Source organism: Rhizobium sp. BK399, from assembly GCF_014194695.1.
In the GTDB taxonomy this organism is placed as follows: Bacteria; Pseudomonadota; Alphaproteobacteria; order Rhizobiales; family Rhizobiaceae; genus Rhizobium.
On record NZ_JACIAH010000001.1, the window covers coordinates 166,449 to 182,760 of the forward strand.

Sequence of the window (16,312 nt, forward strand, 5' to 3'; positions counted from 1 at the left end):
TTATCTTGCATGGACGGCGGCAAATCCCGGGAGCCGCGCCAACGCTCAAAACGACAATAACCGCAGAATGCGGCGAAATCGTCCCTGCCCGGCCGACACATACGGGGCCAGAGCGGGAACGGTGTGCGCTGCATGACAGCGCACACCCTATTGGTGGTTACTCGGCAGCGTCCGGCAACTGGCTGGCCTGCTGCTCCTCGACCTTCGAATTCTCGAGTTCGACGGAGAGACCCAGCGAGCGCATTTCCTTGACGAGAACGTTGAAGCTTTCCGGAATACCGGCTTCGAACGTATCGTCGCCACGGACGATGGCTTCGTAGACCTTGGTACGGCCGGCGACGTCGTCCGACTTGACCGTAAGCATTTCCTGCAGCGTGTAGGCCGCACCGTATGCTTCCAGAGCCCAGACTTCCATTTCGCCGAAGCGCTGACCGCCGAACTGCGCCTTGCCGCCCAGCGGTTGCTGGGTAACGAGCGAGTAAGGACCGATCGAACGAGCGTGGATCTTGTCGTCAACCAGGTGGTTCAGCTTCAGCATGTAGATGTAGCCAACCGTGACCTGGCGGTCGAACTGCTCGCCGGTACGGCCATCGTACAGGGTCGACTGACCGCTTTCCTTGAGCCCAGCCAGAGCCAGCATAGCGTTGACGTCACCTTCATGCGCACCGTCGAAGACCGGCGTTGCAATCGAAACGCCGCGCTTCCACTGGTCAGCCAGACGCAGGACCGAGTCATCGTCGAAGTCCTTGACCTGTTCCGCCTTCGGACCGTCGCCGACAACGTCGCCGATCGTCTTGCGCAGAGGCTCGATGTTGCCGCTCGCCCTGTAGGCTTCCAGCATGTCGCCGATCTGGCGGCCCATGCCGGCGCAAGCCCAGCCGAGATGCGTCTCGAGGATCTGACCGACGTTCATGCGCGAAGGCACGCCCAGCGGGTTCAGAACGACGTCAACATGCGTGCCATCTTCCAGGAACGGCATATCTTCGACCGGAACAATGCGCGACACGACACCCTTGTTGCCGTGACGGCCGGCCATCTTGTCGCCTGGCTGGATCTTGCGCTTAACAGCAACGAAGACCTTGACCATCTTCATGACGCCCGGAGGCATTTCGTCGCCGCGCTGGACCTTCTCGACCTTGTCCATGAAGCGCTGTTCAAGGCGCGACTTGGATTCGTCGTACTGGCCGCGGAGCGCTTCGAGTTCGCCCTGGACCTTTTCGTCTTCGACGGCAAACATCCACCACTGCGAGCGGGGATATTCGGAAACGACGTTGTTCGCCAGTTCCGTGCCCTTCTTGAAGCCCTTCGGGCCGGCAATCGCGACCTGACCGCGCAGCATGTCGACCAGACGACCGTAGACGTTACGGTCGAGGATCGCCTGCTCGTCGTCGCGGTCCTTTGCAAGACGCTCGATCTCTTCGCGCTCGATAGCCATCGCGCGCTCGTCCTTCTCAACGCCGTGGCGATTGAAGACGCGGACTTCGACGATCGTGCCGTAGGTGCCGGGCGGCATGCGCATCGACGTGTCGCGGACGTCGGAAGCCTTTTCACCGAAGATGGCGCGCAGGAGCTTTTCTTCCGGCGTCATCGGGCTTTCGCCCTTCGGCGTGATCTTGCCGACGAGGATATCGCCCGGCTGAACTTCGGCACCGATGTAGACGATACCTGCTTCGTCGAGGTTCTTCAGCGCTTCTTCCGAAACGTTCGGAATGTCGCGCGTGATTTCTTCCGGACCAAGCTTGGTGTCACGGGCCATCACTTCGAACTCTTCGATGTGGATGGAGGTGAACACGTCGTCAGCAACGATACGCTCGGAGAGCAGGATCGAGTCTTCGTAGTTATAACCGTTCCACGGCATGAACGCGACGAGCGCGTTGCGGCCGAGTGCGAGATCGCCCAGATCCGTCGACGGGCCGTCGGCGAGGATGTCGCCGCGGTTGACAACGTCACCGACGGTGACCAGCGGACGCTGGTTGACGCAGGTGTTCTGGTTCGAACGCTGGAACTTCTGCAGGCGGTAGATATCGACGCCGGACTTGCCAGCTTCGAGGTCTTCCGTCGCACGGATAACGATACGCGTCGCGTCGACCTGGTCGACTACGCCGCCGCGGCGGGCGCCGATAGCAGCACCGGAGTCGCGAGCGACGACCGGCTCCATGCCGGTGCCGACGAACGGAGCTTCAGCGCGTAGCAACGGAACGGCCTGACGCTGCATGTTCGAGCCCATGAGAGCGCGGTTGGCGTCGTCGTTTTCCAGGAACGGGATGAGCGCCGCAGCGACCGAAACGACCTGCTTCGGCGAAACGTCCATCAGGTTCATGCTGTCGCGCGGAGCGAGCATAACTTCGCCAGCGTGACGGCAAACGACGAATTCGTCGGTGAAGGAACCGTCGGCGCCGAGCTCGGCGTTCGCCTGTGCGACGTAGTACTTCGCTTCCTCCATGGCGGAGAGATAAAGAACGTCGTTCGTTACCTTGCCATCGACGATGCGGCGGTACGGGCTTTCGATGAAACCGTACTTGTTGACGCGCGCGAAGGTCGCAAGAGAGTTGATCAGACCGATGTTCGGGCCTTCCGGCGTTTCGATCGGGCAAATACGGCCGTAGTGGGTCGGGTGAACGTCGCGGACTTCGAAGCCTGCGCGCTCGCGGGTAAGACCGCCCGGGCCAAGAGCCGAGAGACGGCGCTTGTGGGTGATTTCCGAAAGCGGGTTTACCTGGTCCATGAACTGCGACAGCTGCGACGAGCCGAAGAATTCACGGACGGCAGCTGCTGCCGGCTTCGCGTTGATCAGATCCTGCGGCATGACCGTGTCGATTTCGATCGAGGACATACGTTCCTTGATCGCGCGCTCCATGCGGAGCAGGCCGAGACGGTACTGGTTTTCCATCAGCTCGCCGACGGAGCGAACGCGGCGGTTGCCGAGGTTGTCGATGTCGTCGATCTCGCCCTTGCCGTCGCGCAGTTCGACCAGCATCTTGACCACGGCCAGGATGTCGTCCTTGCGCAGGATGCGGACAGTGTCTTCGACGCTGAGGTCGAGACGCATGTTCATCTTGACGCGGCCAACGGCGGAGAGATCGTAACGCTCCGCATCGAAGAACAGCGAGTTGAACATGGCTTCGGCCGAGTCCATGGTCGGCGGTTCACCCGGACGCATGACGCGGTAGATGTCGAACAGAGCGTCCTGACGGTTCTCGTTCTTGTCGGCGTTCAGCGTGTTGCGGATGTAGGCGCCGACATTGATGTGGTCGATGCCGAGAACCGGGATCTCTTCGAAGCCGTGCGACAGGATGACAGCGAGCGTCTTCTCGTCGATTTCATCGCCGGCCTCGAGGTAGATTTCACCCGTCGAGTAGTTGACGATGTCTTCGGCAAGGTAGTTGCCGTACAGGTCTTCGTCGGCTGCCTTCAGAGCCTTGAGGCCCTTGTCGGCGAGCTGGCGGAGCAGACGCGGGGTCAGCTTCTTGCCGGCTTCGACAACGACTTCGCCGGTGTCGGCGTCGACCATTTCGGTAATCGCCTTGGCACCCTTGAGGGTCTCAGGCGTAAACGGAATACGCCAGCCCTTGCCGTCGCGCTTATAGTCGGACTTCGTGTAGAAGGTCGACAGAATCTCTTCGCCGTCCATGCCGAGCGCCATCAGCAGCGAGGTCACAGGGATCTTGCGGCGACGGTCGATACGGGCATAGACGATGTCCTTGGCGTCGAACTCGATGTCGAGCCAGGAACCGCGATACGGGATAACACGAGCGGCAAACAGAAGCTTGCCGGACGAGTGGCTCTTGCCCTTGTCGTGATCGAAGAACACGCCCGGCGAACGGTGCATCTGGGACACGATAACGCGCTCGGTGCCGTTGACGATGAACGTACCGTTGTTGGTCATGAGCGGCATGTCGCCCATGTAGACGGACTGTTCCTTGATGTCCTTGATGGACTTCGCGCCCGTATCCTCGTCGATATCGAACACGATCAGACGGAGAGTAACCTTCAGCGGCGCGGCGTAGGTCAGGTCGCGCTGGCGGCATTCGTCGACGTCGAACTTCGGCGGCTCGAATTCGTAGGACACGAATTCCAGCATAGAAGCGCCGGAGAAATCCGTGATCGGGAAAACGGACTTGAAGACAGCCTGAAGGCCCTCGTCAGGGCGACCGCCCTTGGGCTCTTCAACCATCAGGAATTGATCATACGATGCCTTCTGAACCTCGATGAGGTTCGGCATTTCTGCGACTTCTGGGATCTTACCGAAAAACTTGCGTACGCGCCTACGACCATTGAACGAAAGGGTCTGAGCCATCGTCGCTCCTTCAAAATTGCATCCGGGCCTGCAACGGACGGGAACCGATGGCCAGTCGACCCCGTCAATCATGAGTAATTCAATCTCGTCTCACTTCCCAAAATCACGAGGCCGGATTGCCTTCGCGTCTCGGTTCGAGACCATCCTCTTGAAGAACCCATTACCCAAAAGCCGTTTTCACGCGGCTTTTGGGTAATTTGTTCTACAAAACGGCAAATGGGAGGCGGGAAACCCCACCTCCCAGATGCAGTCGAAGATTACTTAACGTCGGCCTTAGCGCCAGCGTCTTCAAGCTTCTTCTTGATGTCAGCGGCTTCAGCCTTGGAAACGCCTTCCTTGACAGCCTTCGGAGCGGCCTCAACGAGGTCCTTAGCTTCCTTCAGGCCGAGACCGGTGATGGCGCGGACTTCCTTGATGACGTTGATCTTGTTAGCGCCGGCGTCAGCCAGGATAACGTCAAACTCGGTCTTTTCTTCTTCAGCAGCAGCAGCAGCGCCTGCACCGCCAGCAACGGCAGCAACAGCTACCGGAGCAGCAGCGGAAACGCCCCACTTTTCTTCGAGAAGCTTGGAAAGCTCTGCTGCTTCCAGAACGGTCAGCGAGGAGAGGTCGTCTACGATCTTTGCGAGATCAGCCATGTTATCAGTTCCTTTTGTTCGGTTCGAACCGGTTGTTTATAAACAGCAAAAAACCGCCTTATGCGGCTTCGTCCTTCTTGGCGTAAGCCGAAAACACGCGAGCAAGCTGGCTTGCCGGTGCTGCAACAACGCCTGCGATGCGGGTAGCCGGTGTCTGGATCATGCCCAGCAGCTTCGCGCGCAGTTCGTCCAACGAAGGCAGGGTCGCAAGCGACTTGACTGCGTCAGCGTTGAGCGTCGTTGTTCCCATGGCGCCGCCCAAAACAACGATCTTATCGTTGGTCTTGGCGAAATCCACGACGACTTTCGGAGCGGTGATCGGGTCATTGCTGTATGCAATGAGCGTCTGACCGGTGAAGAGACCAGAGATCCCTTCCGCTTCCGTACCCTGAAGGGCGATTTTGGCCAGGCGGTTCTTCGCGACTTTGACGGTACCGCCAGCTGCGCGCATCTTGGAACGGAAGTCGTTCATCTGCGCGACTGTAGCACCAGCATAGTGGGCCACGACAACCGAGCCCGAAGCCTTGAAGACTTCGTTCAGTTCCGTGACGAATTCGCGTTTTTCCGCTCTTTCCACTGCCTATCTCCAGTTGGCAGGACCTTTTCACGGGCCCTACCGGGTTGCCTTTTGCCTCCTGGGATCAGAAGCGATCCCAAGCGACGCTTGAGGATCCTGTCCCCTCGCGCTTCGCGCCAAAGAAAGGCCGAAGGCACAAGGCATCCAAGGCTCGAACCAAATTCCTAGAAGCAAAACTTCATGCAATTCGGGTCTTACCCGTCTCATGCAGGCCAAGTGATTAAGGGAAAACCACCTGCAATCTCGGACAGGATTCCGGATTTCTCCGGAATATTCCGGCCCCTTGCGAGGCCGGAATTCTTGAACCGGGCCGAAGCCCGGCGAATTTATTAAGCGGCCGGGGCCGTAACGGACGATGGGTCGATCTTGACGCCCGGGCCCATGGTCGAAGAAATCGCTACGCGCTTGACGTAGTTGCCCTTGGCGCCAGTCGGCTTTGCCTTGATGACGGCGTCAGCGAAGGCGCGGATGTTTTCTTCCAGAGCCTTTGCATCGAAGGATGCCTTGCCGATACCAGCGTGGACGATACCAGCCTTTTCGACGCGGAACTCGACAGCGCCGCCCTTGGAAGCCTTAACGGCACCAGCAACGTCCATCGTAACCGTACCAACCTTCGGGTTCGGCATCATGCCACGCGGGCCGAGAACCTTACCGAGGCGGCCGACGAGCGGCATCATGTCCGGGGTCGCGATGCAACGATCGAAATCGATCTTGCCGCCCTGGACGATTTCGACGAGCTCTTCAGCGCCGACGATATCTGCGCCAGCTGCCTTGGCTTCATCAGCCTTGGCGCCACGAGCGAAGACAGCGACGCGAACGTCACGGCCGGTGCCGTTCGGCAGGTTGACAACGCCGCGGACCATCTGGTCTGCGTGACGCGGGTCAACGCCGAGGTTCATGGCGACTTCGATGGTTTCATCGAACTTCGCGACAGCACGTTCCTTGACCATGCCGATAGCAAGGTTCAGAGCGTAGAGCTTTGTGGGATCAACACCTTCGTTGATCTTCTTGGTGCGCTTGCCAGCCATGGTCTTATCCTACCACTTCCAGGCCCATGGCGCGGGCAGAGCCCTCGATCATCGCCATTGCACCTTCGATATCCGCTGCGTTCAGATCCTTCATCTTGGCTTCTGCGATCGTCTTGATCTGAGCCTTGGTGAGCTTGCCGACGGTAGCGCCCTTGCCAGGCGTCTTCGAACCAGACGTGATCTTCGCTTCCTTCTTCAGCCAGTAGCTGACCGGAGGCTGCTTCATCGCGAAGGTGAAGGACTTGTCCTGGTAATAGGTGATGACGACCGGGATCGGCATACCCTTTTCCATTTCCTGCGTAGCGGCGTTGAACGCCTTGCAGAATTCCATGATGTTAATGCCACGCTGACCAAGCGCCGGGCCGATCGGCGGGGACGGGTTTGCCGATCCTGCCTTGACCTGAAGCTTGAGCTGGCCTGCAACTTTCTTAGCCATATCTCTCTGCCTTTCATTGGTGACCGGTTGCCCGGCCAGTGATGCCGGATTTCTCCGGCGGCTGCGGTTGCGTGGTGCGGATCACAGGCCCGGCTAAGACCCCTCACCTTCCACGCGGTTTGCGGCTTCCGCCGCAAGGAAATAAGTCACTAGTGACTTACTTCCGAGCTCAGACCTTCTCGACCTGAGCGTATTCCAGTTCGACCGGCGTAGCGCGGCCGAAGATAGACACTTCAACCTTCAGGCGCGAACGCTCTTCGTCCACATCCTGAACCGTGCCATTGAACGAAGCGAACGGGCCATCGGAAACGCGAACCTGCTCGCCGATCTCGAAGGTAACGGATGCCTTCGGCCGCTCGACGCCTTCCTGAACCTGACCGAGAATGCGCTCGGCCTCATGATCCGGAATCGGAACGGGCTTGTTATCGGAGCCCAGGAAACCAGTGACCTTCGGCGTGTTCTTGATCAGGTGATAGGCTTCATCCGTGAGATTGGCACGAACAAGAACGTAACCCGGGAAGAACTTGCGTTCGGAATCGACCTTGCGACCGCGACGCACTTCAACCACCTTCTCAGTCGGGACGAGAATCCGTTCGAACAAATGCTCGAGGCCCTTCTGGCGAGCCTTATTCTCGATGTCTTCCGCGACCTTCTTCTCAAAATTCGAATACGCGTGGACGATGTACCAACGTGCCGCCATGTTACTACTCCACCCGATCAATTGCCGACGTTAAGCACGAAGCTCAACAGCCAGCCAATCAGCTGGTCAGCGGCAAAAAAGAACAGCGCGGCAAAGATCACCATTACAAGCACCATGACCGTCGAGATCATCGTCTCGCGGCGCGACGGCCAGGTAACTTTCGACGTCTCGGAGCGAACCTGCTGTAGAAACGCAAACGGATTAGATTTGGATGCCATCGACTGCCCACGCAATTACGGCGCGTAAAGCTGAACATATCAGCCCCACGCACCGCGTGTCTGTTGAACCCTACATAAACATCGATTCCCAATTGCACAAGAGGGAAACCGAAGTTTAGCGAACTTAGCCATACGTCGCCTTTCCGTCCGAGCGGCTGCGCAATATCCGCGCTACTCGTTCAAGAAAGATGGCAGGGGCAGAGGGGCTCGAACCCACGACCTGCGGTTTTGGAGACCGCCGCTCTACCAACTGAGCTATACCCCTTTACGCTTTACATTCAGCTTCTTGGCCGACCGGCCGCGAAGCACAATTGCAAGCATGGCGCTCCCTTTAAGGCGAGAGCGCAGGATTGGCAAGTGCGTTTTTCGATTTTTCCAATCCTGCATCACCGGCAAGGCTTCCGATCAGGCCTTCACGTATTTGCGCCAGTCGTGCTCTTCCTTGAAGCCAAGTACTTCGCGGATCTTTCGGTTGGAGAGCAGGCCTTCATATTCGCCGATCTCCCGCGTGAACGGCACATCAGGATAGAATCGCCTGGCGAGTTCCTTCGACGGGGTATTGGCCGAAACGGTGTCGTTCGCCGCGTTGAACACCTGATAGCCGAGCCCGTCCTTCTCGATGCAGAGATGGCAAATCTGCCCCAGATCGCGGGCATCGATATAGCTCCAGGCGATTCGCTTGCGCATCTCCGGATTGGCAAAGTAGGTCGGAAACCGTTCGTACTCGTGTGGCTCGATAACGTTGCCAATGCGCAAGGCGTAAATGTCGAAGCCAGAGCGCTCCGCAAAGGCACGGGCCGTCTTCTCATTCACCACTTTGGAGAGGCCGTAGGAATCCATCGGGTTGACGTCGTAGTCCTCCTCCAATGGAAACTGGTGGAAGTCACGATGACCTTCGGCAAAACAGACGCCGTAGGTCGTCTCGCTGGAAGCGACGATGATCTTCCGGACGCCGAGCTTCACCGCCGCCTCGATGACATTATAGGTGCCCATCGTGTTGATGCGGAAGGTCTCGTTGTCGGGCTTGATGAGGATGCGCGGGATCGCCGCGAAATGCACGACGGCATCAAATGGCTGGACGCCCCTGCCCGCATCGAGATCAGGAAAGTCCCGATGCATAGAAAGCGCATTGAAGACCTGGCCGCTGTCGGTGATGTCGGCGATCAGATTGGTCACGCCGGGGCTATCAAGCGGCACCAGGTCGACGTTGTGAACCTCATAACCTGCGTTGACCAACCACGGCACTGCATGACGCCCTGCCTTGCCCGAACCGCCAGTGAAGAGAATGCGCTTTTTCATCATGTCCTCCCATACGAAATCGGAAGGATAGATAAAGCCTTTGCAATCAAGCGCAAGGCCATCGCTGGTGTCGCGTTCTCACACAGGTTCAAGTCGATATTGCAGCCTAGCTTCGAAGCGCCTTGTTCAGACGATCCCATTTTCTCTTGACCGAATGGGCGATGCGGTTGAGGCGTCGATCCATTCTGGTCCGCAGCCGAGCATTGGCCCAAGGTGTCTTGGAGCGATATTCCAGGAACGTTGCCTTCTCAGGATGAATGCAATAGGTCGTGTTCGGTTTCGCGTGGGTGAAGTGAATGATGCGGACATCACTCGGAATACTCTTGGCGTGCTGATGATTCCACTTCGGCTCCAAGGCAATGGTTTGGCCCTCAGCCAGAAGATTGAGCACGTCTTGGTCCGGAAAGCCGAAAGTACCGCCGCGAAGGAGTTCGACGGCCCGCCTTGTAAGGTTTTGCTTCTGCCATTCACCGACGTTCAGCAGAACCACGCCGGAATTAAGATAGAAGGCAGTTTCCGGGCGACCGAGTTGCCGATTGTGCCGGGATGGCCCACCGAGAGCCGCAGCGACCGCACTCGACATATCCATATCCTGCAGCGGTCGCAGGCTACCCTTAATCATAGTGTCAGCGTCGAGATAGAGAAGATTGCCCCGATCCGATGGCAGCAGCGCCGGCAGGAAGAGGCGCGCATAGACGACCCTGCTCCAATTCGACGTTGTCTTTAGCCCATCGATATGCTGAACAGTGCTGTCGTCTAGATCGTAGAAATTGATCTGACGCGAGGCGCACGCCTGGATCTTGTTCTTGTCGGATTGCCTCAGGCCATCCCCGATGACCCATAGCTCTGCATCTGGAACGTCACCATTTACCTCCAGGGAATAAAGCATCACGCCAGCCAACTCGGCGAAGCGGCGATCAATAGCGCATGCAATAATCACTTACCTGAATACCCCAAGTCAGCGCACGGCGCGGCCCTAAGCAGCCAGCCATGCCTTCCATCACTTAGTTTGAGCCGTCCCACAAACGCAAGGGGGCTGGAACATCATGACAATGTCCCAGCCCCAACGCATAGGCCCCGCTGCTTCCGGCGGAGCTTCTAGATCCGGATAATCCGAAGCTTACTCGACGATCGAGGCGACGATGCCGGCGCCGACGGTACGGCCGCCTTCGCGGATCGCGAAGCGCAGCTTCTCTTCCATCGCGATCGGAACGATCAGCTCGACGGCAACCGTGACGTTGTCGCCAGGCATAACCATTTCCGTGCCTTCCGGAAGCGAAACAATGCCGGTCACGTCAGTCGTACGGAAGTAGAACTGCGGACGGTAGTTCGTGAAAAACGGCGTATGACGGCCGCCTTCTTCCTTCGTCAGGATGTAGGCTTCTGCCATGAACTTCTTGTGCGGCTTGACAGAGCCCGGCTTGCACAGGATCTGACCACGCTCAACGCCGTCACGGTTCACACCGCGAACCAGAGCGCCGATGTTGTCGCCAGCCTGGCCCTGGTCGAGCAGCTTGCGGAACATTTCAACGCCGGTAACCGTCGTCTTCGAGGTCGGGCGGATGCCGACGATTTCGACTTCTTCGCCAACCTTGACGATGCCACGCTCGACGCGGCCGGTCACAACCGTACCACGGCCCGAGATCGAGAACACGTCTTCGATCGGCATCAGGAACGGCTGGTCGATCGGACGCTCAGGCGTCGGGATGTAGGCGTCAACAGCAGCCATCAGCTCGCGGATCGCGTCTTCGCCGATCTTCTTGTCAGAGTCTTCCAGAGCAGCAAGAGCCGAGCCCTTGATGACCGGAATGTCGTCGCCCGGGAAGTCGTAGGACGACAGCAGTTCGCGAACTTCCAGTTCGACGAGCTCGAGGAGCTCGGCGTCGTCAACCTGGTCAACCTTGTTGAGGAACACGACGATCGCCGGAACGCCAACCTGACGAGCGAGCAGGATGTGCTCGCGGGTCTGCGGCATCGGGCCGTCAGCAGCCGAGCAAACCAGGATCGCGCCGTCCATCTGAGCGGCACCGGTGATCATGTTCTTGACGTAGTCGGCGTGGCCGGGGCAGTCAACGTGAGCATAGTGACGGTTCGGGGTCTCGTACTCGACGTGTGCCGTCGAAATGGTGATGCCGCGCGCCTTTTCTTCCGGAGCAGCGTCGATCTGGTCGTACGCCTTGAACTCGCCGAAGTACTTCGTGATCGCTGCCGTCAGAGACGTCTTGCCGTGGTCAACGTGGCCGATCGTGCCGATGTTAACGTGCGGCTTGTTGCGCTCAAACTTACTCTTTGCCATTTGAATGCTTCCTGTGAACGAAATGGATGACCCCGGCGAACCGGTTTAGTGCCGCCGTTTAAGGCTTTCGGGGAAATTGCGCAAGACCTAATTGCGGACCGTATTCCTAGCCCGATTCCCCGTATGCCGGCGCATATGGGAAGCGGGCATGCATTCGGCAATATCTACTGCAGATGGCAGTGAGGAGATATTCGCGAAGAGCGGGCGCAGTGCAGCCAAGGATATGATACTACTTCATTTGCCGTCCTGGCGGGGAAGCACTATCTGGAGATTGGGCATGGAACCTAAGGAAATTGCAAAACGATCCGCAGGCAACTTTCTGATCTTTGCAGGCTGTGCATTCATCTTGTGGATTCTTGCGGCTTCGATTGACTGGGTCGCACAGGTATTGCGCCTGTCCTCGCCTGAGCGTCTTCCGGCTCTGGCAACCTCTATCGTCAACTCATCAACACTGCAGGCAATCGTTGCCATATGGCTGCTCACCGCCGCATTCGCGATCGCCTTCCCAAAAATGCTGACGCCGCTTTCGGCCACCACAGCCCTGATGTTCGACGTGGGATATGGCATCCTCGGCGCCCTGGCCGGCTTCGGCATCGCCATCGGCCTTTTCGGCGGCGGCTGGTCGATCCTGCTGCGCGCGGTCATCTACAGCGCGATCATCGCCATCGGCTTCATTGCCGTCCGCATGTGGCTTTCAAGGGAAGACCTGAGCGCCAGCGGACAGAGGCGCTGGACGATTGCCGGAATCATCGCGCTGGCTTCGCCGTTTGTGCTGCTGTGGGGCTAGAGGTACGCATTTGCGACAGCGCAGCTTGGTGGGTAGCGGGATTCGAACCCGCGTATTCAGCTGGGAAGGCTTTGGGTGAATTACTAATCATCCGATGCGGTCGCAGGCGTCAACGGGCAATAGGTCGTGCCATTCGATAAACAAGGCTTGCTCGACGCCACTCGCTAGCAAGCAACACGATCGTGATCCCCGTCATTTCGAAGAACCAGAGCCACTTGAAGCCAAAGAGGCGGCTACTGAGGAAGTGGTCGAAATGATGAAAAGATGCAGCGCGAATTAGTACGTAGCCCAGCACGAACGTTGAACCGACAAGCGCCAGCCAAGTCTCACGTGGTGATTTTCTTGCCCAAAAAAGTAAAGCAGGTACCGCGGCTGCGCATGCGGCCACGATGCCGATGATAAAGTAAACCTGCACAGTCCGACGCATCTCATACCACCCGCCGGAATGGGCTACCACACGGCCGAGTTCGGTCATTGCTGACTGAAGATCGAGTTGCTTATTTATCCCGAGAAGGAAAAATACCACGGAGATCGCACGCCAGATGGAGCCGTCGGATTGCTGGTTCGGATCTTGTCGAAAGACGACGCCCTTTGTTTTCCAGCAGCTTATGCCAGCAAGCAAGTATAAGGCGACGGTAATCCAGCCACCGATCGTGGGGTCGCCGATGCTGGGTTGCCAATTAAAAATCTCTGCCACTCGCGATCCCCACGATGCGTGCGAAGCACTTCATCCAGGTTCATTGTTCGCGGTTTCCGCTCCGCACGCCAAGTTCGTCTTTGGTGGTACTTCAGTCGAAAGCAAGACTGAGCCGGCATCCTCGCGCCTCGGAATGCGTCGGAGATAGCGGAATAGCTTTCGCCTTAAGCAGGGCAAGGTTCGGCAGCCCTCGCGCGCCGAAGAGCGCAAGTGAAATGAGGTGACACGGAGCGACACGCGGTATTGCTGAGTGGCCGGAAAAACTTGGAGCGGGTAGCGGGAATCGAACCCGCGTATTCAGCTTGGAAGGCTGCTGCTCTACCATTGAGCTATACCCGCGGGGTGGTATCCGATCCAATGACGAATGGTGGAGAGAGTTGGATTTGAACCAACGTAGGCTGAGCCAACGGATTTACAGTCCGTCCCCTTTAACCACTCGGGCATCTCTCCAGTTTTTTTCGTCCGGATCGTGAGACCAAGCTCGTCAGACTTTCGAAGCGTTGCCGCCCCTCGGTCTGCGCCGCGTATATGACCGGACGATTTCCGCATGTCAACACGATGACGGTGGAAAAAATGTGAAAAATTTCATCGCCCGGGGAAAGGTGGGCTCCTGAAAGAAATCCTATGCGGAAAGAAGCGCCCCGGATATAAAGCCGCATGAGCAAAGACAACAAAAGCGGTGGCAAGCCCACAAACGAGAAGTCCGCCAAGGACACACATTACGCAACCCTGCGCCGCGCGCATCGCGACAGCAAGCGTGAACGCGGCGAGATCCCGACACCGCCGCCGCAGAAGCGCCGGCGCGGCGCCGAGGACTGGAAGCCACCGGCACTCGCACCTGAACAGGTCTACCTTTACGGTCTTCATACGGTTCGTGCCGCGCTCGACAACAAGGAGCGCAAGAACGTCAGGCTCTCGGTGACCCAGAACGCGCTCGCCCGTCTTGAGGTCGATGCCGATTCACTCGGTATCCCTGTTGAGATCGTCGCCCCGCATGATATCGACAAGTTCCTTGGCCCGGACGCGATCCACCAGGGCGTCATGCTGGAAACCCGGCCTCTGCCCGTTCGCCGGCTGGAAGCGCTGAAGGACAGCCCGCTACTGCTCGTGCTCGACCAGGTGACCGATCCGCACAATGTCGGCGCCATCATGCGCTCCGCAGTGGCCTTCAATGCCGGTGCCGTCATCACCACGCAGCGCCACAGCCCGACCGAATCGGGCGTATTGGCGAAGTCAGCTTCAGGCGCGCTGGAACTCATCCCCTATATCCAAATCACCAACCTTGCAGACGCGCTCGGCGAACTACACAAGCTCGGCTTCTTCACGATCGGCCTTGATTCGGAGGGCCCGGCTCCGCTCGAGGGTACATTCTCGGGTGACAAGGTGGCGTTGGTATTGGGCTCCGAAGGCAAGGGGCTAAGGCAAAAGACGCGCGAAACCGTGAGCGCACTTGCGCGGCTAGACATGCCAGGCGCTATCAAATCTTTAAATGTCTCGAATGCAGCGGCGATCGCGCTCTATGCGGCGCGGCTGCATCTGAAAGCATGATGCGATAGCGGCGGAGCGGCGAAGGTATGCCGCTCCTGCCTCAATCGACCCACCTTGCCCCGGGAGTGACTGCAAGTGCGAACGACTTTCGCCATGTCACCCTCCGGAGACCGCGCAACGGCCCGACGAGCGCTTCTCGTACTGATAAGCACGAACGACCGACCATTTCATTCGACTTACGGGAAGACGGCAGCCTCGGCAACGCAGGGAAGGAGCCGGTAAACCGTTGCTCGTGGTCAGAAAAAACTTCCGCACGCCTCGGATTTAGCTCTGTCATCCTCTATAGCTTCCCGCACTCGAACAGGAGGAACGTATCCCATATGGCTGTCCGCTCCCTCATTGTCGGCACTCTCTTCGTCGCTGCATTCGTAGCCCTCATCCTCAGCATTGCTTGGATCGACAAGTCGCAACCAATCCACCAACCCGCTCCGCTTGCACCGGCGCCCGAACGCCCTATTCCTCCGCCCGCGGAATAACGGCTGGATCGATCGCCCGCGGAACTGAGATCAATCTGAGGCGTTTGCCACGCACGATTTTCAAGGAGAAACACGTGCGAGTGATGATCGCCGTCATTGTTTTGATGATTGCCTCCGTTCTGAACATCGTCGTCACGCCCTCACGAGCTGGAGAACGCCCCGGCGCGAAGTTGCAGGCCAGCGTGCGACAGACAGCTCAAAACTAAAGCTGCGAAAGCGCCACCGTCTACGTCAACGGGCAACAACTATGCTCAATTGGAGAAGGATGGTGCCCCCGGCAGGGTTCGAACCCGCGACCCCCTGATTACAAATCAGGTGCTCTACCAACTGAGCTACAAGGGCGATGCCTGCCAAGTACCAGATTCTGCGGTCCTGTAAAGAAGAAATCGGCGCCATCCTCATTTCATCGGCGCGGTGTCACCATGGGTGTTGACGTCCGAACGTGCTCGGGCGCTCCGGCGAACGGTTATTGGCATAAAACGCCTTGTCGGTCGGGCTTGCAATCATTTAGCTAGGCCGAGATCAGAAAAGGGAACTCCATGGGCCGTTCATTTCAGACGCTTTCCTTCCTTGCCTCCTCGGCGACCGAGGCGCTGGCGGCGCGGGAAGAGCTGATTCGCATTTATGGCGACGTGCCCCCCGACGAGTCCGATGTCATCGTCGCCCTTGGTGGCGACGGCTTCATGCTGCAGACGCTGCACGGTACGATGAACTCGGGCAAGCTTGTCTACGGCATGAATCGCGGTTCGATCGGCTTCCTGATGAACGAATACCGAACGGAGAAACTTCAGGATCGGATCTGTGCGGCCGTCGAAAACGCATTTCACCCCTTACAGATGACGACCGCGAATTCGGACGGCTCGAATTCGACAGCACTTGCCATCAACGAAGTGTCGTTGTTCCGTCAGTCTTACCAGGCCGCCAAGCTTCGGGTTGAGGTCGATGGCGTCGTTCGCCTTGACGAGCTCATCTGTGACGGCCTGATGGTGGCAACGCCAGCGGGTTCGACGGCGTACAACCTCTCCGCCCATGGCCCAATCCTGCCGCTTGACGCGCCGCTGCTGGCGATGACACCCGTCAGCGCGTTTCGGCCGCGGCGTTGGCGCGGTGCGCTTTTGCCGAATAAGGTGACCGTCGATATCCATATTCTCGAGGCGGAGAAGCGCCCGGTGAACGCCGTTGCCGACAATACCGAAGTGAAATCGGTGCTTCACATTCGCATCGCTCAGTCGGAACATACCACGGCACGCATTCTTTCCGATCCTGATCGCTCATGGTCCGATCGTATTCTTGCCGAACAGTTTGAGGACTGAGA

The 16,312-nt window shown here is 58.3% G+C and carries 14 protein-coding genes and 4 tRNA genes; 3 read left to right on the forward strand and 15 right to left on the reverse strand.

Going from position 1 to position 16,312, the window contains the following annotated elements:
- Positions 1 to 157 precede the first annotated feature (157 nt).
- The 11 genes from rpoB to tuf form a co-directional block, all read right to left on the reverse strand.
- Complete coding sequence (rpoB, locus tag FHT97_RS00885; RefSeq protein ID WP_183859270.1) at positions 158 to 4,297, reverse strand: DNA-directed RNA polymerase subunit beta; 4,140 nt, start codon at positions 4,295 to 4,297, stop codon at positions 158 to 160.
- A 257-nt stretch (positions 4,298 to 4,554) separates the two neighbouring features.
- Complete coding sequence (rplL, locus tag FHT97_RS00890; protein WP_183759279.1) at positions 4,555 to 4,935, reverse strand: 50S ribosomal protein L7/L12; 381 nt, start codon at positions 4,933 to 4,935, stop codon at positions 4,555 to 4,557.
- 58 nt (positions 4,936 to 4,993) lie between these two features.
- Positions 4,994 to 5,512, reverse strand: a complete 519-nt coding sequence (rplJ, locus tag FHT97_RS00895; RefSeq protein WP_016553543.1) for a 50S ribosomal protein L10 — start codon at positions 5,510 to 5,512, stop codon at positions 4,994 to 4,996.
- 329 nt (positions 5,513 to 5,841) lie between these two features.
- Positions 5,842 to 6,540 carry a 50S ribosomal protein L1 gene (gene rplA / locus FHT97_RS00900; protein WP_113363768.1) on the reverse strand — a complete coding sequence of 233 codons (699 nt, stop codon included), beginning with the start codon at positions 6,538 to 6,540 and terminating at the stop codon, positions 5,842 to 5,844.
- A 4-nt stretch (positions 6,541 to 6,544) separates the two neighbouring features.
- A complete protein-coding gene (gene rplK, locus FHT97_RS00905) occupies positions 6,545 to 6,976 on the reverse strand; it encodes a 50S ribosomal protein L11 (protein WP_183859272.1) in 432 nt (143 codons plus the stop codon).
- Positions 6,977 to 7,145: 169 nt separating this feature from the next.
- On the reverse strand, positions 7,146 to 7,676 hold the full coding sequence (gene nusG / locus FHT97_RS00910) for a transcription termination/antitermination protein NusG (protein ID WP_016553540.1): 531 nt from the start codon (positions 7,674 to 7,676) through the stop codon (positions 7,146 to 7,148).
- Between the two features lie 17 nt (positions 7,677 to 7,693).
- Positions 7,694 to 7,894 (reverse strand): preprotein translocase subunit SecE, encoded by a 201-nt coding sequence (gene secE / locus FHT97_RS00915; RefSeq protein ID WP_132592284.1) that lies wholly within the window; start codon positions 7,892 to 7,894, stop codon positions 7,694 to 7,696.
- 189 nt (positions 7,895 to 8,083) lie between these two features.
- A tRNA-Trp gene (locus tag FHT97_RS00920) sits at positions 8,084 to 8,159 on the reverse strand.
- A gap of 140 nt (positions 8,160 to 8,299) precedes the next feature.
- A complete protein-coding gene (locus FHT97_RS00925) occupies positions 8,300 to 9,193 on the reverse strand; it encodes an NAD(P)-dependent oxidoreductase (protein WP_183859274.1) in 894 nt (297 codons plus the stop codon).
- 106 nt (positions 9,194 to 9,299) lie between these two features.
- Positions 9,300 to 10,133, reverse strand: coding sequence for a glycosyltransferase family 8 protein (locus FHT97_RS00930; protein ID WP_183859276.1), 834 nt, complete (start codon positions 10,131 to 10,133; stop codon positions 9,300 to 9,302).
- A gap of 180 nt (positions 10,134 to 10,313) precedes the next feature.
- A complete protein-coding gene (gene tuf, locus FHT97_RS00935; protein ID WP_016558834.1) occupies positions 10,314 to 11,489 on the reverse strand; it encodes an elongation factor Tu in 1,176 nt (391 codons plus the stop codon).
- Between the two features lie 277 nt (positions 11,490 to 11,766).
- Here tuf and FHT97_RS00940 point away from each other — a divergent pair, with 277 nt between their 5' ends.
- Complete coding sequence (locus FHT97_RS00940) at positions 11,767 to 12,276, forward strand: hypothetical protein (protein WP_183751395.1); 510 nt, start codon at positions 11,767 to 11,769, stop codon at positions 12,274 to 12,276.
- A gap of 109 nt (positions 12,277 to 12,385) precedes the next feature.
- Here FHT97_RS00940 and FHT97_RS00945 read toward each other — a convergent pair whose 3' ends face one another.
- The 3 genes from FHT97_RS00945 to FHT97_RS00955 all read right to left on the reverse strand — a co-directional run bounded on the left by FHT97_RS00945 (position 12,386) and on the right by FHT97_RS00955 (position 13,423).
- Positions 12,386 to 12,973 carry a hypothetical protein gene (locus FHT97_RS00945; RefSeq protein ID WP_183859278.1) on the reverse strand — a complete coding sequence of 196 codons (588 nt, stop codon included), beginning with the start codon at positions 12,971 to 12,973 and terminating at the stop codon, positions 12,386 to 12,388.
- 265 nt (positions 12,974 to 13,238) lie between these two features.
- A tRNA-Gly gene (locus FHT97_RS00950) sits at positions 13,239 to 13,312 on the reverse strand.
- Between the two features lie 26 nt (positions 13,313 to 13,338).
- Positions 13,339 to 13,423, reverse strand: a tRNA-Tyr gene (locus tag FHT97_RS00955).
- Between the two features lie 207 nt (positions 13,424 to 13,630).
- Here FHT97_RS00955 and rlmB point away from each other — a divergent pair.
- A complete protein-coding gene (gene rlmB, locus FHT97_RS00960; RefSeq protein WP_183751399.1) occupies positions 13,631 to 14,521 on the forward strand; it encodes a 23S rRNA (guanosine(2251)-2'-O)-methyltransferase RlmB in 891 nt (296 codons plus the stop codon).
- Between the two features lie 742 nt (positions 14,522 to 15,263).
- On the opposite strand, the gene FHT97_RS00965 is transcribed toward rlmB, so the two are convergent.
- Positions 15,264 to 15,339 (reverse strand) — tRNA-Thr (locus FHT97_RS00965).
- Between the two features lie 197 nt (positions 15,340 to 15,536).
- On the opposite strand from FHT97_RS00965, the gene FHT97_RS00970 reads away from it, so the two are divergent.
- On the forward strand, positions 15,537 to 16,310 hold the full coding sequence (locus FHT97_RS00970; RefSeq protein ID WP_183859280.1) for an NAD kinase: 774 nt from the start codon (positions 15,537 to 15,539) through the stop codon (positions 16,308 to 16,310).
- The last annotated feature ends 2 nt before the right edge of the window (positions 16,311 to 16,312 follow it).